This window comes from Streptomyces sp. NPDC051976 (assembly GCF_040680795.1).
GTDB lineage: Bacteria > Actinomycetota > Actinomycetes > Streptomycetales > Streptomycetaceae > Actinacidiphila.
This window is the reverse complement of sequence record NZ_JBFAXL010000004.1, coordinates 233,405-252,903: the sequence shown is the minus strand read 5'-3', so window position 1 is coordinate 252,903 and position 19,499 is coordinate 233,405. Positions and strand designations below refer to the sequence as shown.

Here is a 19,499-nt window from a genome sequence, read left to right as displayed (position 1 = left end):
GCCCGGCGATCGGGAAGCCCGCTTGCCGTACTCACTGCCATCACGGAACGCGATAACCAAGGCTACGCTGGACCCATGTTCGAGCCGGTGCAGTTGCGTACCTTCCTCGCGGTCGCCCAGACGCTGAGCTTCACCCAGGCCGCGCACCGGCTGGGGCTGCGGCAGTCGACGGTGAGCCAGCACGTGCGGCGGCTGGAGGAGGCGGCGGGCTGCCGGCTGTTCGCCCGCGACACCCACGGCGTGGACCTCACGGAGGACGGCGAGGCGATGCTCGGCTTCGCCCGGACCATCCTGGAGGCCAACGAGCGGGCCGCCGGGTTCTTCACCGGCACCCGGCTGCGCGGGCGGCTGCGCTTCGGCGTCTCCGAGGACTTCGTGCTGACCCGGCTGCCGGAGATCCTGGCGGGCTTCCGCCGCGAGCACCCCGAGGTCGACCTGGAGCTGACGGTCGAGCTGTCCGGCAATCTGCACCAGCTGCTCGACGCCGGACGGCTCGACCTGTGCCTGGCCAAGCGGTACGGGCCCGACGGCCCGGGGCAACTGGTGTGGCGGGACAAACTGGTGTGGATCGGCAGCGAGCGGCTGCGGCTCGACCCGGACCGCCCGGTGCCGCTGATCGCCTTCCCGCCGCCGGGCATCACCCGGGCCCGCGCCCTCGACGTCCTGGAGCGGCACGGCCGGGCCTGGCGGGTGGCGTGCACCAGCGCCTCACTGAGCGGTCTGGTGGCGGCGGCCCGCGCCGGGCTCGGTGTGATGGCCCACGCCCAGGGGCTGGTGCCCGCGGGGCTGGTACGGCTGCCGGCCCGATCCGGGCTGCCGGAGCTGGGCGGGGTGGACTTCGTCCTGCTCCACGGGCGGCGGCACGGCGTGGCCCAGGAGGCCGCCGACGCACTGGCCGACGCGATCCTCGGGGGCGGCGACCGGCTGCACCGACCGCTGCCGTAGCGGCCTCACCGGCGGGGTCGGGACTCCGTTCCCCCGTGACGTTCCCCGCGACGGCGGTGACCTGAGGGACAGCTGAGGCAGTGGAGTGTGAGTGACCGCTCGGGGCAGATTTAGTGGAGATCAAGGTTCCGCCTCCGGCGCCCGCCGGAGGGCCGAACACCCCGGCACCCTTGCGGCACACAGGAACCGCCGCCCCACCAGCACAGACGTCCGATATCGCTGCCCTGCCGAGGCCCCTCCCGCTCTTCCTGTGGATCGGGTACCTTACGGGCCCGCAGAGAGCGGTCCGAGGAGAGCACCCGTTGCGTGAGTTCACCGTCCCCCTGCTGGCCACGTCACCGCAGGCCGGAGGTCTGGCGGACGCCGTCTTCAGCAACGCGCTGCAGGCCCCCGACCAGGTGGCGCTCAGCCATGCCCTGGCGGACGGCGAATGGCGGGACGTGACCGCGGCGGAATTCCGCGACCAGGTCCTCGCCGTGGCCAAGGGACTGCTGGCGGAGGGCGTCCGGTTCGGCGACCGGGTCGCGATCATGTCCCGTACCCGCTACGAGTGGACGCTTCTCGACTTCGCGATCTGGGCGATCGGCGCCCAGTCGGTGCCGATCTACCCGACGTCGTCCTCCGAGCAGGTGCGGTGGATGCTGCACGACTCCGGCGCGGTCGCGGCGATCGTGGAGCACGAGGACCACGCGATGACGATCGGCGCGGCCGTCGACGAACTGCCCCATCTGACCCGGCTGTGGCAGCTCGACGCGGACTGCGTCGAGGAACTGGCCCAGGCCGGGAGCCTGATCGCCGACGAGGTCGTGGAGCGGCACCGGCTGGCGGTCACCCCGGACGCGACGGCGACGGTCATCTACACCTCGGGCACCACCGGGCGCCCCAAGGGCTGCGTCCTGAGCCACGCCAACTTCATGGCGGAGGCCGACAACGTGGTCGCCCGCTGGGAGCCGGTCTTCACCAACAAGCAGGGCGAGGAGCCGTCCACGCTGCTCTTCCTGCCGCTGGCCCATGTCTTCGGCCGCATGGTGGAGGTGGCCTGCATCCGGCACCGGATCCGGCTCGGGCACCAGCCGAGCATGGCGGCCTCCGACCTGATCCCCAGCCTCGCCGCCTTCCGGCCGACCTTCGTGCTGGCCGTGCCGTACGTCTTCGAGAAGGTCTTCCAGGCCGCGCGCCGCAAGGCCGAGGCCGGCGGGAAGCTCGCCCCGTTCGACAAGGCGGTCGACATCGCGGTGCGGCACGCGGAGGCGGTGGAGGCGAAGGCGTTCGGCACCGGTCCCGGCCCCGGGGCCAGCCTGCGGATGCAGCACCAGCTCTACGACAAGCTGGTCTACAGCAAGGTGCGCGCCGCGCTCGGCGGCCGGGTCAGGCACGGCATCTCCGGCGGCTCGGCCATGGCACGGCGGCTGGGCCTGTTCTTCTGCGGCGCGGGCGTCACGATCTACGAGGGCTACGGCCTCACCGAGACCACCGCCGCCGCGACCGCCAACCCGCCGGAGCAGACCCGCTTCGGCACCGTCGGCCAGCCGGTGCCGGGTACGACCGTGCTGATCGCCGAGGACGGCGAGATCTGGATCAGCGGCGGCCAGGTCTTCCAGGGGTATCTGAACAACGCCAAGGCCACCCATGAGGTGCTGCGCGACGGCTGGCTGGCCACCGGCGACATCGGGGCGCTGGACGAGGACGGCTATCTGACGATCACCGGGCGAAAGAAGGAGATCCTGGTGACCAGCGGCGGCAAGAGCGTCTCGCCGATCGCCCTGGAGGAGCGGGTGCGGGCCCATCCGCTGGTCGCGCAGTGCGTGGCGGTCGGCAACAACCGGCCGTTCATCGCGGCGCTGGTCACCCTCGACCCGGACGCGGTCAGCCACTGGCTCAGCATGCGGGGCAAGCCGCTGATGTCCCCCGCGGAGCTGGTGCGTGACCCGGATCTGGAGACGGAGATCCGGCGGGCGGTCGTGGCCGCCAACACGCTGGTCTCCCAGGCCGAGTCGATCCGCACCTTCCGCATACTGGCCTCGCAGTTCACCGAGGAACGCGGCACCCTGACCCCGTCCCTGAAGCTGAAGCGGCGGGCGATCGAGAAGACATACGCGGGCGAGATCGAGGCGCTGTACGCGCCGTAGGCGGGGTGGCTCAACGCCCGGGACTCGGCGGCCCGACGCCCGCGGCCGACGCTCGGCGGCCCAGGGCTCCGCGGCCCGACGCCCGGCGGCTTCACCGCTCTGCGGGCAGCTCGCCCGTGATCCCGGCCAGCTCAGCGCTCTGCGGCCGGGCTCGCGTCCTGGTCGTGGAGTTCTCTGGTGCGGGAGGCGAACTCCGCGCGCCAGACGGCCATCTCGCTCTCGACCTGGCCGCGGACGGCGTCGACGAGCCGGGTGATCAGGGCCAGCTGGCGCTCCACCTCGGCCGGGTCGAGCGGACCCGCGGTGCTGGCGGCGGCCCCGCCGGGACCGGCGCGCAGGACGTCGGCGGCCCATTCCAGCCGGACCGCGTCCAGCTCGCCGCGCAGGGTCTGGGCGACGGCGATGTTCCGCATCCAGCTCGCGGACAGGCCGAAGAAGTGGTCGAACGCCTTGCACCCGGCGGCCCCGGCCAGCAGCACATAGCCCCAGCCCTGCCCCGAACCGCCGCTCGCGGCGGTGGCCAGCGGCACCGCGGTGCCCGCGACGGCGAGCGCGATGGCCAGGCTCTGCATGAGGCGCGAGCCGATCCGGTTGCGGCGCTTGTTGCGCAGATACCAGTCGATGGCGTCCTGGGCCTCCTGCTCGGCCCACTCCCGCAGCCGGGCCAGCGACTCGCGCTGCCCCTGCGGGTCGGCGGCGGTGAGGACGGGGAACGGCCGCCCGCCCAGATCCCTGCCCCGCGGCCCCGCGCCCGGCCGGGTGCCCCCGCCGGGCCGTGTGCCGCCCTCCGCGCCTGCCATCGGCCCCCGCTCCCCTCGCGCCACGTCCGTGACCAGTGAGGTTATCGGCTGGACGCCATTACGGCCCCGGGAATGCGCTGATCGGCGCTCCGGTTGTACGGAGGTCCATGGATACACGTACGCACAAAGGATCCATCGCCTTGAGCCAGGTCCCGCACATCACCCTCAACAACGGCGTCACCATGCCGCAGCTCGGTTTCGGCGTCTGGCAGGTGCCCGACGCCGAGGCGACCGCCGCGGTCACGACCGCCCTGGAGGCCGGGTACCGCAGCATCGACACCGCGGCGCTCTACGCCAACGAGGCGGGCACCGGCAAGGCGCTGGCCGCCTCGGGCCTGCCGCGCGAGGAGCTGTTCGTCACCACCAAGGTGTGGAACAACGACCAGGGGTACGACAGGACGCTGCGCGCCTTCGACACCTCCCTGGCCAAGCTGGGCCTCGACCACGTCGACCTGTACCTGATCCACTGGCCGCAGCCGGCCCGCGGAACGTATACGGACACCTGGCGCGCGCTGGAGAAGATCGCCGCCGACGGGCGGGCGCGGGCGATCGGCGTGTCCAATTTCCACGCCTCGCACCTGGAGCGGCTGTTCGCCGAGGGGACCGTGGTGCCCGCGGTCAACCAGATCGAGCTGCACCCGCAGCTCCCGCAGGCCGCGCTGCGCGCGCTGCACGCCGAGCACGGCATCGCCACCGAGGCGTGGTCGCCGCTGGGCCAGGGCAAGGGCCTGCTGGACGACCCGGTGATCGGCGCGATCGCGCGGCGCCTGGAGCGCACCCCGGCGCAGGTGGTGCTGCGCTGGCACCTGCAGCTGGGCAACGTGGTCATCCCCAAGTCGGTGACGCCGTCCCGGATCCGGGAGAATCTGGACGTCTTCGGCTTCGAGCTGTCCGCCGAGGACATGGCGGCACTGGCCGCGCTGGACGACGGCACCCGGCACGGTCCGGATCCGGACACCTTCGGCTGACAGGCAGTCACCGCCCCTTCCGCCCCAGTCGTCTCCACCGCCCCAGGGTGTTACCGGGCCGCAAGGTCCCGGGTGAACTGATGTTCACCCGGGACCCTTAGCATGTCCCACATGCTGGACTACGACGTGGAGGCGGCGCGCTACGACGCCACTCGCGGCGGCGTACCGCGGGCCTCCTCCGCGGCGCGTGCCGTGCTCGCGCTGGTGCCCGACCGGGCCCGCACACTGCTGGACGTGGGATGCGGGACCGGGCTGGTCAGCGAGCGGCTGACCCGCCCCGGACTGCGGGTGTTCGGCGTCGACGCGTCGGAGGCGATGGCGCGGGTCGCGGCCCGACGGCTGGAGTCCCTGATCGTCCTCGGCAACTGCCACCGGCTGCCGTTCGCCGACGCCTCGCTGGACGCGGTGAGCGCGGTGTGGCTGCTGCACCTGCTGCCGGACGCACCCGCGGTGGTCGCGGAGTGCGCGCGGGTACTGAAGCCCGGTGGCGTGTTCGTGACCACCGTGGACAAGGACCTGAGCCACGACATGAACAGCGACGTGGACGAGCTGCTGGCGCCCTTCCGGGTGCACCGGGCGTACGACGCGGCGCCGCGCGTGCTGGCCGTGGCCTCCGAGCACGGGCTGCGCCGGGCGGGCGAGGCACGGTTCACCGGGCACGGGCAGGGCATGACGCCCTCCCGGGCGGCCACGGAGGTGGCCCGCGGCTACTTCGCGTCCGCGCTGACGCTGGACGAGGAGCAGTCCGCCACGCTCGTACGGCGGCTGTCGCTGCTGCCCGACGCGGACATACCGCGCGCGGACCCGGTGTACCGGCTGCTGGCGCTGCGCAAGGAGGGCTGACCTCCCGGGTGTGCCCGGCGGCTGCCGGGTCTCACCCGGTGAGCTGGGACAGCTGGGCCACGATCGAGCGTTCCGCGGCCTCATGGGTGACGCCGAGTGCGATCAGCGCCTGGGCCGAGGGGTCCTGGTCGTCGCTGAGCACGCCGAGCAGGATGTGCTCGGTGCCGATGTAGTTGTGGCCGAGGCGCAGTGCCTCGCGGACCACCAGTTGCAGGGTCTTCTTGGTGGCGGGTCCGACCGGCAGGTGCCCCTTGAGCGCCCTGCGCTCGGTCCCCTCGGTGGCGACGGCGGCGCGGATGGCACCCTCGTCCGCGCCGAGGTCGACGAAGACGCGGGCGGCCAGGGTCTCGCGCTGGTCCAGCAGGCCCAGCACCAGGTGCTGCGGTTCCACGGCGCCGTGCTTGGCCTTCCTCGCCTCCTCCTGGGCGGCCGCGACGGCCTTCCTGGCCCGGGGCGTGTAGCGGGTGAAGGACGCCTCCACCGATGTCTCCAGACCTTCGGGGACGCGTGGCACGAAGCGTTTCTGCGCGGCCTGCTTGCTCACTCCCATGTGCTGTCCGATGTCGGTCCAGGAGGCGCCCGCGCGGCGCGCCTGGTCCACGAAGTGGCCGATGAGGTGGTCGGCCACCTCACCGATGTGGCCGGCCACCTCGACGGCGTGCTGCAGCTCCGCGAGCGGGTCGCCGTCGGGGTCCTGGGCCTTGACGTAGTCGATCAGGTCGTCGAGTCGTACCGGGTGTTCGCTCATGCGTCAACGTTAGGTTGACGATCCGCTCAGCGTCAACCGATGGTTGACGATTGGCTCTTTCTTGACCGATCGTTCTCGATGGATCTAGTGTCCTTCTCATGGCCAGGACCAAGGAGTTCGACCCCGAGATCGCCCTGCAGGCCGCACTGGAGCTGTTCTGGCGGCGCGGTTACGAGGCGACCTCGATGGCCGACCTCGTCGCTCATCTCGGCATCGGCCGGGCCAGCGTCTACGCCGCGTTCGGCAGCAAGCACGAGCTGTATCTGCGGGCGCTGCGCCGCTACGGGCGGCTGTACGACCCGGTGCTGCTGGAGGAGCTGTCGCAGCCGGGCCCGGCGCTGCCCGCGGTCCGCGCGCTGGTGAACAGATTCGCCGAGGAGTCGGCCGGCGACGAGCTGCGGCGCGGCTGCTTCGTCACCAACACCGCCGTCGAACTCGCCCCGCACGACCGCGCCGCCGCCCGCCAGGTCGAGGCGAGCTGGGACCACCTGGAGGCCGGGCTGACCTCCGCGCTGCTGCGGGCCCGCGCCCAGGGCGAGCTGCCCGAGGGCCGCGACCCGCGGCTGCTGGCCCGGATGCTGCTGGTGCTGCTCCAGGGCATGCGGGTGGTCGGCAAGGCGGGTGGCGACCCGGACCGGGCGCGCGACGCGGCGGCGCAGGCACTGGCGTTCCTCGACTGACCCGCCCGCCACGGCGACCGACCGCTCGCCACGGCCGCGGTCTGACGGGTCGGCACGGCCCTCGCACGTGCTCTTTTTGGATCGATCGTTCTCATTGGATTGAGGAGTTCTCATGTCCCAGGACCGCTTCACCGGCACCGCCGTCCTCGTCACCGGAGCGGGCAGCGGCATCGGCCGGGCCGTCGCGCTCGCCTTCGCCCGCGAGGGCGCCAGGGTCGCGGTGGCGGGGCGCACCGAGGCCACCTTGAAGGAGACCGTCGCGCTCATCGAGGCGGCGGGCGGCGCCGGGGCCGCCGCGCTCACCGCCGACGTGACCAGCGGCGCCGACATGGCCCGGCTGGTGGAGACCGCCGCCGCCCGGCTCGGCGCGCTGGACGTCGCCGTCAACAACGTCGGCATCCTCACCCCGCCCGCCCCAGTCGCGGACATCAGCGAGGACGACTGGCACCGCGTCCTCGACACCAACCTCACCGGCCTGTGGCTGTCGATGAAGCACGAGATCGCCCATATGCGGGCACACGGCGGCGGCGCGATCGTCAACATCGCCTCCAACATCGGCGCGCACCGCAGGCTCGCGGGCCTGGGCGCGTACACCGCGACCAAGGCCGCCGTCAGCGCCCTGACCCGCAACGCGGCCCTGGACCACATCGGCGAGGGCGTACGGATCAACGCCGTCAGTCCCGGCGCGGTCGACACCCCGATGTCCACCCGGCCGGGCGAGACGCCCGAGGGCAAGGCGGCGCGCCTGGCCGCCCAGATCCCCGCGGGCCGCGCGGGCGGCGTCGACGAGATCGCCGCCGCCGTGCTCTACCTCGCCTCGCCCGCCGCGGCCTTCACCGTGGGCACCGACCTGGTGGTCGACGGCGGCGTCACGGCCTGAACGCACGCCCGCCGCCGGGGCGCCGGGGGCGATGGCACACCGGTCCCGGCGGCCGCCCGGCTCACTGCGGCGCCGCTGCCGGGACCGTGTCCGTCGCGCGGGCGGGGACCGCCGCCTGCCGCGGCCGCTCCGCCGCGAGCCAGCCGTGCAGCACCTGGTGCACGGCCTCCGCGCCCACCAAGGGGACGTCGGGGGCGGGGAGTTCGACCGGGTGCAGCACGAAGGGGCGGCTCTGGGGGCCGCCGAGCCCACCGTGCGAACCGGCCTGCTCCTCGAAGGCGTGCACCGCGCCGGTGGCAGGGTCGCAGGCCGAGTTGACCATCAGGTCGGCGGTGTGGGCGTAGCCGTCGGCGCGCAGCACCGCCGCCGCCGCGCCCTCGCCGAACGGCGCGAGCGGGTCGTCGCCCTTGATCCGCCCGGTGGCCAGTTCGTGCTCCGACCCCTCGGGCCCGAGCACCAGCGGGCCGCGCTCGGCGCTGCGGACCAGCACGAAGCCGATGCCCGGGTGGCGGGCCAGGACGTCGACCAGGCCGGGGCTGCGCTGCTCGATCTCCTCCAGGGTGGCCCGCCCCTCGATACCGGGGAAGGTCACCAGGCCCAGGTTGCCGGAGGCGAGCACCACCGGCTGCTCCGGCGGGCCCCCGCACTCGGCCTCCTCCGGCGCGCGCCTGCCCCGCTCGGGACGGCGCAGCGCGGTACGGGCCGCGGCGCGCGCCTCGGCCCCGCCCGCCGCGCGGCGCCTGGCCTGCCGTGCCGTCTCCGCCAACCCGCAGGCGGTCCGCACCAGTTCGCGCAGGGTGATGCCGTACGCGCCCTCGAAGGTCTCACCGGGGCTCTGCCCGTGGTCCGACAGCAGCACGATCCGGTACGGGCGCGGCGCGTACCGGGCGGCGTCCGCGATCAGCCGCACCGAGCGGTCCAGCCGGGACAGCACCTTGCGGGCGTCCCTGCTGTCCGGGCCCGAGTGGTGGGCGACCTCGTCGTAGGCGACCAGGTCCGCGTAGACGGCCGTCCGTCCGGCCAGCATGTCGCCGACCACCGCGGCCACCGCCACATCCCGCTCCACCACGGTGGCGAACGCCCGCAACAGCGGATAGAGGCCGCCGCGCTTGATCCGCGGCCGGTCCCTGCGCAGCCGGGCCGCGGTCGACTCCATGATCTCGCGGCCCACTTCCGCGACGAAGGACCAGGCGGTGCGCACCGCGTTCGCCGGGTCGGAGAAGTACGCGAAGTAACCGGACCTGGAGCGGCTGAACTTGTCGCGGCGCGCCGCCACCGACATCACCAGCGCCGACTGCTCGGCGCCGCCGCTGAACAGGTTGCCGCGGCTGGCCCCGTCCGCGGCGAGCAGTCCCGGGCAGCCGGTACGGGCCACCGCGCGGCGCTCCAGCTCGGCGGCGCTGGAGGGCCGGTTGCAGACCATGACCTGGCCGGTCTCCTTCTCGAACCAGCGGAAGGCGGGCACGTCGTGGTTGGAGCCGTGCAGGATCGCCAGCTGGCTGGCGCCGGTCTGGCTGCTCCAGTCGGTGCGCCACGGGGTGAGCCGGTGGGTGCTGCCCAGCCATCCGGCGAGCGTCGGCATCGCGGGCGGCGAGGACGTGAGGGCGTCGCGCATCACGTCGTGGCCGACGCCGTCGAGCTGGAGGAAGACGGTGCCCGGAGTGGTCGGCAGCGGCGGCTCACCGGCACGGCGGCGACGGCGGCCCGCCAGCCGCGCGAGGCGGCGGCCGTACGCGGCGTCGTCCCGTACCGCGAGCGCGGTGCTCGTCGCGGAGGAGGCGGCCGACATCACCGCGGCGATCACCACGGCCGTGGCGGGGGTGACCTCGCCGCGGCCGTCGGGGGTGAAGCGGAGCGCGACCAGCAGCAGCGAGCCGTTGAGGAAGAACACCAGCGCGCCCAGCACCAACGCGGGCACCAGCAGCAACGCCCGTACCAGCAGCGGCCACACCAGGGCGCTCAGCACACCGAAGGCGCCCGCGCCAACGGCGGCGGTCACGGCGATCTGGGTGGGGCTGTCGCCGCTCGGCGACTCGATACGGAAGTCGGGCAGCAGCCAGGCAAGCAGCGCCAGTGTCGCGGTGGCCACCATCCAGACGGCCAGCACCCGCCCCACGGCCCGCACCACGCTCCGGCCTGCGGCTCGTTCCCGACTCACTCCAGGCTGAGGCACCCTTCCACCCTGCCATACGGCCGCCGAGGGCCGTTCCGGTGTCCACGGCCGGCGCCATGGCCGCCGGAGGACAGGGCATACGCTCGGAGTCGGTACGGGCGGTCGGGAAGGGACGTGCGCGGTGGCGGTGGAGATCACGTGGTGGGGGCATGCCACGGTGACCGTGCGGGACTCCGGGGTACGGGTGCTCACCGATCCGCTGTTCGCCCGGCGGCTGGCCCATCTGCGCAGGCGGCGCGGTGCGGTGCCGCCGCCGAGCGCGGCCGCGGCCGACGTGGTGCTGGTGTCGCATCTGCACGCCGACCACCTCCATGTCGCGTCGCTGGCACGGCTGGCCTCCGGCACCACGGTCCTCGTGCCGCGCGGCGGCCTCACCGCGGTCGCCGGACTGCGGCGGCTGAGCGGGCGGCTGCGGGTGGTCGAGGTCGCCGCGGGCGACACCACCACGGTCGACGGGGTGAAGGTCAGGGCCGTGCCCGCCGCGCACGACGGGCGGCGGCTGCCGTACGGGCCGCAGCGCTCCCCCGCCCTCGGCTATGTGGTGGAGGGCTCCGCGCGGACCTACTTCGCCGGGGACACCGGTCTGTTCGACGAGATGGCCGACGCCGTCGGGAAGTGCGACATCGCGCTGCTGCCGGTCGGCGGCTGGGGGCCGTTCCTGGGCCACGGCCACCTCGACGCCTCCCGCGCCGCGCAGGCACTCGCCCGGCTGGCGCCGCGGGCCGCCGTCCCCGTGCACTACGGCACGTACTGGCCGATCGGGATGGACGCGGTACGACCGCACGAATTCCACTCCCCCGGCGAGGAGTTCGCGACCATCGCCGCCCGGCTCGCCCCCGATGTCACGGTGCACCGGCTCGACCACGGCCAGAGCGTGGTCGTCGAGGACGCCGGACGGGAGAGCGCCGGGTGATCGCGTTCCTGGCGTCGGCCGCCGCGAACCCGCCGCCGTCCGAGGGCACCCAGCAGGCGATCGGATACCCCACACTCTTCCTGCTGGTGGCGCTGGGCGCCCTCGTGCCCGTCGTGCCGACCGGCGCGCTGGTCTCCGGCGCCGCCGTGGTCGCCTTCCACCAGACCGAACCGGTCGCCCTCGCCGTGGTGTTCGCGGTGGCCTCGGTCGCCGCGCTGCTCGGTGACGTCACCCTGTACTGGCTCGGCCTGCGCGGGGTCCACTCCCGTAACGGCTCGCGCTGGCTGCACCGGCTGCAGGCCCGGGTGGACCCGACGACGCTGGAGACCGCCCAGCGCAGGCTCGACGAGCACGGCGCCGCCGTCCTGGTGCTGTCCCGGCTGATACCCGCGGGCCGTATCCCGGTGATGGTGGCGTGCCTGCTGGCCGAGATGCCGCTGCGGCGGTTCGTCCGCGGCGACGTACTGGCCTGTCTGGCGTGGGCGGCCGCCTACCAGCTCATCGGCATCCTGGGCGGTTCGCTCTTCCCCGAGCCCTGGCAGGGCGTGGCGCTGGCCGTCGGGCTCACCTTCGCCATCGCCGCGGGACCGTCAATCGTCCGCCATCTCCGGAAGGACGCCTAGTACGGGGGAACGGCTCAGGGCGCGGGCGGCCGTGGTGTCGGGCGCCGGGTCACCGGCCAGCACCCGGGAGCCGCCGACCGGCAGGTCCCACAGGTCGTGGCGGGGGCGGCCGGTGGCGGCCCAGGCCGCGTGCAGCCGGGTGAGGGGTTCCAGCGGCGGTTCGCTGGAGAGCAGGAAGGTCGCCCAGTGCATCGGGGCCATCGCGGTGGCGCCCAGGTCCAGGAACGCCCGGACCGCCTCCTCCGGGTCGGTGTGCACCGGGCTGAGCATCCAGCGCGGCGCGTAGGCGCCGATCGGCAGCAGGGCCAGGTCGATGCCCGGGTGGGCGCGGCCGATCTCGCCGAACCAGTGCCCGTAGCCGGTGTCCCCGGCGAAGTACACCCGTCGCCCCGACCGGTCGCCGAGCACCCAGCCGCCCCACAGCGAGCGGCAGGTGTCGGTGAGGCCGCGGCGGCTCCAGTGGTGGGCGGGCACGAAGTCGAACCTGACCCCGTCCAGCTCGGCCGCCTCCCACCAGTCGAGTTCGGTCACCCGGGTGAACCCGCGGCGGCGGCACCAGGCGGCCAGGCCCGCGGGGACGAAGAGCGCGGTGTCGCGCGGCAGCCGTTTGAGGGTCGGGGCGTCCAGGTGGTCGTAGTGGTTGTGGCTGATGACCACCGCGTCGACCGGCGGCACCTGTTCCCAGGGGACGCCGACCGGGGTGACGCGGGCCGGGGTGCCGGGGATCCGGCGGGACCAGACGGGGTCGGTGAGTACGGTCAGGCCGCCGATCCTGATCACCCAGCTCGCGTGGCCCGCCCAGGTGACGGCGACCGTGCCGGGCGCGGCGTCCGGCAGCGGGCCGGGGGCGACCGGCAGCGACTCCACCTGGGCCAGCGCGTGGGCGGGCGGCCGCACACTGCGCTCCCGCACCGCCCGCAGCACGTCCAGCACCCCCGGCAGCGGCGCCGACAGCCGGTCCGCGAACGACCCCGGCCACCGTCGGCGTTCGCCGAGGGGCCGGGGCGCGGCGAGGACGCGCTCGCTCTGATCCGTCATCAGCTCTCCATCCGCCGCGGGAACGGCCACCCCCAGCACCCGCCCACCGGGGTCTCCCCCGCCGACCGACCACCCGGAGTCCTGCCACAAGCACTCCCCGCAACGTAAGTCAGCCCCCGCCCCGGCGCGATCGGGCATCGCCCGATCCGCCCACCGCGCGCGGGGCGGCTCGGGGACGGCGTGGGGGGCGGCGGGGCGCGGGGCGGAAGCGTGCGGCGGCGGGCGCCGCGGACGGACAGCGCGGGGCGCGCGGGATGCCCGCGGTCGCGCGGGGCGGCGTCGGGCTGGTCAGCGGAATGACCCGGGGTGCCGCGGACCGGCCCCCGCGCGGGGCGCGCCGGAAGCGTGCGGGTGGGGGGGCGGCGTCGGTGGGACGGCCGGGGGGCCCGGTCCGGCCTCAGGAACCCGGGGCGGGGGAGCCGGTTTCCGCTGAGGCGTCGCTGGGGTGGGCGAGGGTGGCCAGGGCGTCGGCGAGGGTGGTGAGGGCGGCGGCGACGTGGGGGACGGCGAGGGGGTCGGCCGCGGTGAGGGCGGTGCGGCGTTCGGCCTCGGTGGTGCCGTGGAGGGCGCCGGTGTCGATGCGTACCCGCGGCTCGTTGGGGTCGTCGCCGAAGTGGTGGCCGCCGGGCGTCGGCCGGCCCAGGAGCGCGGTCAGCCGCTCCTCCAGGGCCTCCGCGCCGAGTCCCGGGGCGCGCAGCGTCGGGTAGAGCTGGAACCCGGCGGCGGGCGGACGGCAGGTGGCGCCCGCCCCGGTCAGCACGCGGTACGCGGCGGCCGCGGTACGCGCGTGCAGCCGGTTCGCGGCGGCGATCCACTCGGTGACCTCGGCGGGTTCGGTGAGGACGTACGCCGCCGCCGAGGCCACGGGCGCGAGCAGCACCGCGCGCAGTGCGGCCAGCACCGCGAGGGTGCGGCCCCGCCAGGCGGCGCCGTGCGCGGTGGCGGGGAAGCGGGCGAGGGCCGCGGGCACCGTGCCCGGCACCAGCGTCGCGCCGAGGTCGGTGAGCACCACCGTGTGGTCCGGCAGCATCTCGGCAGGGCTGAGCAGCACGGTGTCGTGGTGGTGCAGCGTGTCGGCGAAGGTCTCGTCGGAGACGATCAGCAGGCCCGCCTCCGTGGCGGCCTCACACGTCTCGTGCAGCAGCTCGGGCGCCGTGACCGTACCGGTCGGGTCGTCCGCCGCGGAGACCACCAGCAGGCGCGGGTCGCCGCCCGCCGCGCGGGCCCGCCGTACCGTCTCCAGCAGCGCGAACGGGTCGGGGACCCCGCCGCCCTCCGGCGGCGTCGGCACACTGTGCGTCGGGCGGCCCAGCAGCCGCGCGACCGGCTCCTGCCAGGCCGCAGCCGGGCGGGCCAGCACCAGGTCGCCGCCGGTCGCGGCGAGCAACGCCAGCAGCAGCGGTTCCGCGCCGGGCGCGGCGAGCACATGCCCGGCGTCGCTCTCCAGGCCGCGCCGGGCCCAGTACCCGCCCGCCGCCTCCAGCAGCCGCTCCCCGCCCCCGGGCGGGTCCGCCCCCACCGGCGCTCCCGCCAGACTCGCCTCCCAGTACGGGGGCACCGGCAGCCCCGCGTCCGGCCTCATGCCGTACGGCACATCCCGTCGCACCCGGCACCTCCCCTCTCCAAAGGTTCTCTCCGAGGGTTCCCCCTGCCGCCCACCTTGCCCCCACCACCCCCTCTCCGCATCCGCCCGCCCCCGGTCACACCGGAAGTGCCCCGAAGGGGCGCGGGGAACCGCGTGGCCGACCACGCGCCCCCGGCCACACCGGAAGTGCCCCGAAGGGGCGCGGGGAACCGCGTGGCCGACCACGCGCCCCCGGCCACACCGGAAGTGCCCCGAAGGGGCGCGGGGAACTGCGCGGCCAGCCCCCACCGGGCTGGAGCCCGGACACGACCGCAACTGCTTACGGCGAATCCCGGCCGCGGCGCCGTCGTGGCCGCTCGCGCAGTTCCCCGCGCCCCTTCGGGGCTCGGACCGACGCCGGCGGCGAGCGCGAGGGCGCCCCCCGGGGCTTCCGGGGCGAGGACCTACGCCAGTGCGGGCGAAGCCGCGCCACCGGGGGCGAGGACCTACGTCAGCGCGAGCGCTTCAGTACTCGGCGAGCAATCCCGGCAGGCGCCGCATGTCGGCGAAGACGGTGGTGTTCGGGCCTTCGAGCCAGGAAGCGGGGGTGAGGCCGCCGGAGTAGCCGAGGGCGCGCATGCCGGCGGCGCGGGCGGCGGCGACGCCGTGGCGGCTGTCCTCGACGACGACGCAGCGGGCCGGGGCGACACCGAGGGTGCGGGCGGCGTGGAGGAAGAGGTCGGGCGCGGGCTTGCCGTGCTCGACCTCGGAGGCGCTGAAGATACGGCCCTCGAACCGTTCGTAGAGCCCGGTCAGACCGAGGGTGTGCCGCAGGCCCTCATGGCTGCTGCTGGAGGCGACGCAGCTGGGCAGGGTGAGGGCGTCGAGCGCCTCGGAGACGCCGTCGACCTCGGTCAGGTCGGCCTCGAACGCCTGCCGGTAGAGGTGCCGGTACGGCGCGTCCCAGTCGGGCGCCAGGGTGATCCCCAGGTGCTCCTCGATCGCGGCCGTCATGTCCCGGTGGGAGCGGCCCACGAACCGCTCGACGATCTCGTCCTCGGCCAGCGGCCAGCCCAGTGCGGCGAGCACGAACGCGTCCACCGTGACCGCGATCCTCTCGCTGTCCACGAGCACGCCGTCACAGTCGAAGATGACCAGCTCGGGGCTCGGCCACCGGTCCGTCGGATGATCTTCGCTCACACCGGTCGAGCGTACATCGCGGCGGCGTGCACCGGCCGGGTGCGGGTAACCGAGCCCGCATGACATACCCGTGGAAGAGCTGGGACAGGAAGCTGTTCGCCGAGGTGGCGGGACGTCACTGGCCGGGCGCGGAGCCGGTGTTGCCGCGGTTGAGCCACGCGGCCAACCACGGCCGCCTGTGGTTCGGCGTGGCCGCCGGGATCGCCGCCACGGGCGGCCGTGACGGACGGCGCGCGGCCGCCCGGGGCCTCGGCTCACTGGTGCTGGCGTCGCTGACGGTGAACACCGTGGGCAAGGGCGCGGTCCGCCGCGCCCGCCCGCTGCTGGACGCGGTGCCGGTGATCCGCCAGCTGCGCCGCCAGCCCGTCACCTCGTCCTTCCCGTCGGGGCACGCCGCCTCCGCCGCCGCCTTCGCCGCGGGTCTGGCGATCGAGTCGCCGCGGTGGGGCGCGGTGGTCGCGCCGGTGGCCGCGGGCGTGGCCTTCTCCCGTATCTACACCGGCGTGCACTACCCGAGCGACGTGCTGGCGGGCGCGGCCCTCGGCCTCGGCGCCGCCCTGGCGGTGCGCGCCCTGGTGCCGCCCGCCCCGGGACAGCCCGAGGCGGGTCCCGACGCCCGGGTCCCGCACCTGCCCTCGGGGCGTGGTCTGCACGTGGTGGTGAACGCCGCCTCCGGCCCTCCTCCGCTGCTGACGGTTCCGGCCGAGCGGATCGCCGCCGCGCTGCCGGAGGCCACCGTCACCGAGTGCACCGAGGACGACGACCTCGCCGAACTCATGGAGAAGGCGGCGCGCACCGCCGTCGAGCAGGGCGGCGCACTGGGGGTGTGCGGCGGCGACGGCACGGTCTGCCTGGCCGCCGACGTCGCGATCCGGCACGGGCTGCCGCTGGCGGTCTTCCCCGGCGGCACCCGCAACCACTTCGCGCTCGACCTGGGCCTCTGCTCGGTCGACGACACCGCCACCGCGGTGCTGGCCCGCCGCGCCGCCCGCGTCGACGTCGCCCGCCACACCAGCCGTGACGTGCCGGGCCCGGGCGCGGCGACCGCACCTTTTCTGAACACCTTCAGCATCGGGTCGTACCCGGAGCTGGTACGGGTACGGGAGCGCTGGTCACGGCGGGTCGGCAGCTGGCCCGCGAGCGTACTGGCGGCCGTGCACGTGCTGCGCACCTGCGAGCCGGTGGACATCGAGATCAACGGGCGGCGCCGGTCGGTGTGGCTGCTCTTCGCCGGGAACTGCCGCTACTCCACCGTGGGTCTCGCGCCCGTGCGGCGCCGCGACCTGGCCGACGGGCTGCTCGACGTGCGGATCGTGGACGGCGGGCCCTTCGCCCGCACCCGGCTGCTGGGCGCGGCGCTGACCGGGGTGCTCACCCGGTCGCCGGTCTACACCGCCGCCGCCGTGCCGCGGCTGAGGCTGCGGCTGCCGGGTGCGGGCACCCATCTCGCGTACGACGGCGAGGTGGCGCCCGCCCCGGGCGAGCTGCTGCTCGACAAGGTGCCGGGCGGGCTGGTGGTCTACCGGGGGTGAGGCGGGCGGCATCGGGGCGCGGTCGCACGTGACCGCGCCGGGCCCGCCGTCCGGCGGCGCCGGTCGTCGACGACGGGCGCCCGGCGGCGGCCGCGTGTCGTGTGGCGCCCGGCGCGCGGCGCCGTCAGTTGTCGCCCGGCACCAGTCCGGCCAGTGCCTTCACGCCTTCGCCGGAGATGCTGAGCGCGTCGGGGCTGCCCGTGTCGATGGACAGGATCAGTTCGTCGGACGGCCAGGCGCCGCTCAGCGCGGCGAGCTGTACCAGCCGGTAGCGGCGGGTGCTCGGCAGGGCGTCGGCCATCCGGGTCTCCGAGGTGAAGACGGGCACGAGCTGCCTGCCGTCCTCCTGCTCGTAGACCGGAAGCTGGATCTGCCGGGGCAGCTCGGCGCCGTCGACGCCGTCCGGGTACTCGTCCGCGCCCGGCACGGGCAGCAGCACTTCGCTCACGGCGAGTGTGCTGAGCGCGATGACGTTCTCGCTGCCCTGGGCGATCTCGTGCAGTGCGCGTTGCGCCGGAGGCTGGGCTCCGTCAGGGTTCATGTCGGTCATCGCCTCTGGTCCTCTCGGGTGTGACGTCAACGTGGGTGAACCCGGCGCGTACCCGACTCTGGACAGAGCATGCCGTCCACGGGCTGAAATCGCTTTGACCAGGGCGCCCCCGCGCCGCCTACGGTGCCCGTATGACCGCCAGGACCCCCGCGCCCACCGTCCTCGAAGGCCGCCACGTACGGCTCGAACCCCTCCTTCCCGGGCACGCCGCCGACCTCTTCGCCGCGGGCGGCGGTGACGAGGAGGTGTGGCGCTGGCTGCCCACCGACGCCCCGCGTACCGAGGACGAGATGCGGGAGCTGGCGGAACGTGTCGCCGCCGACTCCGTCGCCGCCGGAGGGCTCGCCTTCGCGGTGGTCGAGCGAACCGGCGGCCGGGCGATCGGCTGGACCACGTACCACGACGTGAGCGCCGTGGACGAGCGGCTGGAGATCGGCTGGACCTGGTACGGCAGGGCCTACTGGCGCACCCCGATCAACACCGAGTCCAAGCTGCTGCTGATGACCCACGCCTTCGACGATCTCGGTATGGGCCGCGTCAGTTGGAAGACCGATGTCCTCAACACCCGCTCCCAGCAGGCGATAGCCCGGCTCGGCGCCGTCCGCGAGGGAGTCTGGCGCCGCCACCGGCTCCGCTCCGACGGGGTGACCTGGCGCGACAGCGTCTTCTTCTCGATGCTCGTCGACGAGTGGCCGGAGGCGAGGCGCCGGCTGCGGGCCCGGCTGGAGCGGGACGCGGCCTGACCGCGACCCGCTCCCGCTCCCCCGTGCCTCACTCGTACTCGGTGCCGCCCTTGCGGGTGAGGTAGGCGTCGCTGACCACCTTGGCGATGGCCCGGCCGCCCAGCGTGTCGCTGTGGCGGTCGTCGGCGGTCCGTATCACCACGCCCTCGCGCAGGTGCAGTCCGCGCCCGGACACCGTCTCGTCGCCCTGCGCCAGCTCCAGCACCAGGTCCAGGTCGAAGGGGCCCTCGTACAGCTTCGGTACGAGCGGCACCTGGCCGCCCAGCAGCGCGAAGGCGTCCAGCCAGCGCACCCGCCCGTCGATCTCGGCGCACACGTCGAACGCCGCGAAGCCGGGCGCGTCGCCGGTCCTCGCGGTGGTGCCGTACCCCAGGTCCTGCACCCCGCTGCCGTAGACCTCGCCGTAGATCCCCAGCCGCGCCGCGCCCAGCTCCCCCGCAAGCCGGGCGGCGACGGCGGGCAGACCGTAGCCGTTGACCGCGCGCCAGTACAGGTTGCTCTCGCTCTCCTTGAGCGCCAGCCGCTGGGCGCCCAGGCCCTTGGAGGTGACGTGGACGGTGCCCGTGTCCGCGTAGTACGACAGGCAGCAGGCCGTGCCGTGCAGCTTCTCGGTCACGCAGACCGGGTCGCCGGGCGCGAAGATGTCCGGGTAGCGCTTGAGGTTCTCGATGTCGATCCACGGCAGCAGATCGGGCGCCGCCTCGACGTCGCCGCTCATCGACACCGGCACGGGCGGCACCCATTTCACGATGCCCAGCCGCTCCGCGAAGTCCTCGCCGTCGGCCGCGGCCCGCTCCAGGTCGGTGCTGCCGACCGCCGCCGGACGGCAGACGATGCCCTGCGACAGCTCCCCGCGCAGCCGCACCGCCCGCACCCGGTTCGCGGCCGACCCCGCCAGCCGCCCGGTCAGCCCGAGTTCGGCGATCAGCCCCTCCGGCAGCACCGACTGCTCCGGGATGTACACGGCGAACTCCCCGCTGCGATAAGCACCCTTGGCGACCACCGCCCGGTACAACCCGACCTGCGCCAGCTCCAGCGCGTCGGCGTTCGGGTGGTCGAGGATCGTGAGCCGCTCGGCGGTCACGCGCAGCGTGGACATGACGTCCCCCCATGAGTTCGTCCAGGTTCCAGGTGTGTGCCGACCACTGTGACCGCCCGAACAGCCCCGCG

At 74.6% G+C, this 19,499-nt stretch carries 18 protein-coding genes; 10 read left to right on the top strand and 8 right to left on the bottom strand.

The features are described 5' to 3' along the window. Positions 1–75: 75 nt before the first annotated feature. The gene (locus tag AB0M29_RS06895; protein WP_365379974.1) at positions 76–945 is read left to right on the top strand and encodes a LysR substrate-binding domain-containing protein; all 870 of its coding nucleotides are present in this window, start codon (positions 76–78) and stop codon (positions 943–945) included. A 302-nt stretch (positions 946–1,247) separates the two neighbouring features. Further along, positions 1,248–3,074, top strand: coding sequence for an AMP-dependent synthetase/ligase (locus AB0M29_RS06890; RefSeq protein ID WP_365379971.1), 1,827 nt, complete (start codon positions 1,248–1,250; stop codon positions 3,072–3,074). 131 nt (positions 3,075–3,205) lie between these two features. Here AB0M29_RS06890 and AB0M29_RS06885 read toward each other — a convergent pair whose 3' ends face one another. After that, positions 3,206–3,874 (bottom strand): SLATT domain-containing protein, encoded by a 669-nt coding sequence (locus tag AB0M29_RS06885; protein ID WP_365379969.1) that lies wholly within the window; start codon positions 3,872–3,874, stop codon positions 3,206–3,208. A 140-nt stretch (positions 3,875–4,014) separates the two neighbouring features. Here AB0M29_RS06885 and AB0M29_RS06880 point away from each other — a divergent pair, with 140 nt between their 5' ends. After that, a complete protein-coding gene (locus AB0M29_RS06880) occupies positions 4,015–4,842 on the top strand; it encodes an aldo/keto reductase (RefSeq protein WP_365379966.1) in 828 nt (275 codons plus the stop codon). Positions 4,843–4,953: 111 nt separating this feature from the next. After that, positions 4,954–5,685, top strand: coding sequence for a class I SAM-dependent methyltransferase (locus AB0M29_RS06875; protein WP_365379963.1), 732 nt, complete (start codon positions 4,954–4,956; stop codon positions 5,683–5,685). A 31-nt stretch (positions 5,686–5,716) separates the two neighbouring features. On the opposite strand, the gene AB0M29_RS06870 is transcribed toward AB0M29_RS06875, so the two are convergent. Then, complete coding sequence (locus AB0M29_RS06870) at positions 5,717–6,433, bottom strand: Clp protease N-terminal domain-containing protein (protein ID WP_365379961.1); 717 nt, start codon at positions 6,431–6,433, stop codon at positions 5,717–5,719. A 98-nt stretch (positions 6,434–6,531) separates the two neighbouring features. Between AB0M29_RS06870 and AB0M29_RS06865 the strand changes: the two genes are divergently transcribed. Together AB0M29_RS06865 and AB0M29_RS06860 are read left to right on the top strand one after the other, a co-directional pair. Continuing rightward, positions 6,532–7,113, top strand: a complete 582-nt coding sequence (locus AB0M29_RS06865) for a TetR family transcriptional regulator (protein ID WP_365379958.1) — start codon at positions 6,532–6,534, stop codon at positions 7,111–7,113. Positions 7,114–7,225: 112 nt separating this feature from the next. Next, complete coding sequence (locus AB0M29_RS06860) at positions 7,226–7,993, top strand: glucose 1-dehydrogenase (protein ID WP_365379956.1); 768 nt, start codon at positions 7,226–7,228, stop codon at positions 7,991–7,993. A gap of 61 nt (positions 7,994–8,054) precedes the next feature. Here the strand turns inward: AB0M29_RS06860 and AB0M29_RS06855 are convergent, their stop codons facing one another. Further along, on the bottom strand, positions 8,055–10,085 hold the full coding sequence (locus AB0M29_RS06855; RefSeq protein WP_365380254.1) for an alkaline phosphatase family protein: 2,031 nt from the start codon (positions 10,083–10,085) through the stop codon (positions 8,055–8,057). A 202-nt stretch (positions 10,086–10,287) separates the two neighbouring features. On the opposite strand from AB0M29_RS06855, the gene AB0M29_RS06850 reads away from it, so the two are divergent. Next, on the top strand, positions 10,288–11,079 hold the full coding sequence (locus AB0M29_RS06850) for an MBL fold metallo-hydrolase (RefSeq protein WP_365379952.1): 792 nt from the start codon (positions 10,288–10,290) through the stop codon (positions 11,077–11,079). Beyond that, the gene (locus AB0M29_RS06845; protein ID WP_365379950.1) at positions 11,076–11,702 is read left to right on the top strand and encodes a VTT domain-containing protein; all 627 of its coding nucleotides are present in this window, start codon (positions 11,076–11,078) and stop codon (positions 11,700–11,702) included. Before AB0M29_RS06850 ends, AB0M29_RS06845 begins: the two co-directional genes overlap by 4 nt. On the opposite strand, the gene AB0M29_RS06840 is transcribed toward AB0M29_RS06845, so the two are convergent. From AB0M29_RS06840 to AB0M29_RS06830, 3 genes are all read right to left on the bottom strand, one after another. Beyond that, complete coding sequence (locus AB0M29_RS06840; RefSeq protein ID WP_365379948.1) at positions 11,670–12,740, bottom strand: MBL fold metallo-hydrolase; 1,071 nt, start codon at positions 12,738–12,740, stop codon at positions 11,670–11,672. The two genes, AB0M29_RS06845 and AB0M29_RS06840, sit on opposite strands and share 33 nt — an antisense overlap. Positions 12,741–13,137: 397 nt before the next feature. Further along, on the bottom strand, positions 13,138–14,346 hold the full coding sequence (locus AB0M29_RS06835) for an aminotransferase class I/II-fold pyridoxal phosphate-dependent enzyme (RefSeq protein ID WP_365379945.1): 1,209 nt from the start codon (positions 14,344–14,346) through the stop codon (positions 13,138–13,140). A 483-nt stretch (positions 14,347–14,829) separates the two neighbouring features. Beyond that, positions 14,830–15,504 (bottom strand): HAD family hydrolase, encoded by a 675-nt coding sequence (locus AB0M29_RS06830; RefSeq protein WP_365379943.1) that lies wholly within the window; start codon positions 15,502–15,504, stop codon positions 14,830–14,832. A gap of 59 nt (positions 15,505–15,563) precedes the next feature. Between AB0M29_RS06830 and AB0M29_RS06825 the strand changes: the two genes are divergently transcribed. Then, positions 15,564–17,036, top strand: a complete 1,473-nt coding sequence (locus AB0M29_RS06825) for a phosphatase PAP2 family protein (RefSeq protein ID WP_365379940.1) — start codon at positions 15,564–15,566, stop codon at positions 17,034–17,036. Positions 17,037–17,160: 124 nt separating this feature from the next. On the opposite strand, the gene AB0M29_RS06820 is transcribed toward AB0M29_RS06825, so the two are convergent. Further along, on the bottom strand, positions 17,161–17,586 hold the full coding sequence (locus AB0M29_RS06820; protein ID WP_365379938.1) for an SseB family protein: 426 nt from the start codon (positions 17,584–17,586) through the stop codon (positions 17,161–17,163). Positions 17,587–17,717: 131 nt separating this feature from the next. On the opposite strand from AB0M29_RS06820, the gene AB0M29_RS06815 reads away from it, so the two are divergent. Then, positions 17,718–18,329, top strand: coding sequence for a GNAT family N-acetyltransferase (locus AB0M29_RS06815; protein ID WP_365379935.1), 612 nt, complete (start codon positions 17,718–17,720; stop codon positions 18,327–18,329). A 28-nt stretch (positions 18,330–18,357) separates the two neighbouring features. Here the strand turns inward: AB0M29_RS06815 and AB0M29_RS06810 are convergent, their stop codons facing one another. Then, positions 18,358–19,428 (bottom strand): RNA ligase (ATP), encoded by a 1,071-nt coding sequence (locus AB0M29_RS06810; RefSeq protein WP_365379932.1) that lies wholly within the window; start codon positions 19,426–19,428, stop codon positions 18,358–18,360. Positions 19,429–19,499 lie beyond the last annotated feature (71 nt).

Bases quoted from the DNA above. Each gene is read 5' to 3' on its own strand.
- AB0M29_RS06895 (WP_365379974.1), top strand. From the start codon at position 76: ATGTTCGAGCCGGTGCAGTTGCGTACCTTCCTCGCGGTCGCCCAGACG.
- AB0M29_RS06885 (WP_365379969.1), bottom strand. From the start codon at position 3,874: ATGGCAGGCGCGGAGGGCGGCACACGGCCCGGCGGGGGCACCCGGCCG.
- AB0M29_RS06875 (WP_365379963.1), top strand. From the start codon at position 4,954: ATGCTGGACTACGACGTGGAGGCGGCGCGCTACGACGCCACTCGCGGC.
- AB0M29_RS06870 (WP_365379961.1), bottom strand. From the start codon at position 6,433: ATGAGCGAACACCCGGTACGACTCGACGACCTGATCGACTACGTCAAG.
- AB0M29_RS06865 (WP_365379958.1), top strand. From the start codon at position 6,532: ATGGCCAGGACCAAGGAGTTCGACCCCGAGATCGCCCTGCAGGCCGCA.
- AB0M29_RS06860 (WP_365379956.1), top strand. From the start codon at position 7,226: ATGTCCCAGGACCGCTTCACCGGCACCGCCGTCCTCGTCACCGGAGCG.
- AB0M29_RS06855 (WP_365380254.1), bottom strand. From the start codon at position 10,085: ATGGTGGCCACCGCGACACTGGCGCTGCTTGCCTGGCTGCTGCCCGAC.
- AB0M29_RS06840 (WP_365379948.1), bottom strand. From the start codon at position 12,740: ATGACGGATCAGAGCGAGCGCGTCCTCGCCGCGCCCCGGCCCCTCGGC.
- AB0M29_RS06825 (WP_365379940.1), top strand. From the start codon at position 15,564: ATGACATACCCGTGGAAGAGCTGGGACAGGAAGCTGTTCGCCGAGGTG.
- AB0M29_RS06820 (WP_365379938.1), bottom strand. From the start codon at position 17,586: ATGACCGACATGAACCCTGACGGAGCCCAGCCTCCGGCGCAACGCGCA.
- AB0M29_RS06815 (WP_365379935.1), top strand. From the start codon at position 17,718: ATGACCGCCAGGACCCCCGCGCCCACCGTCCTCGAAGGCCGCCACGTA.
- AB0M29_RS06810 (WP_365379932.1), bottom strand. From the start codon at position 19,428: ATGTCCACGCTGCGCGTGACCGCCGAGCGGCTCACGATCCTCGACCAC.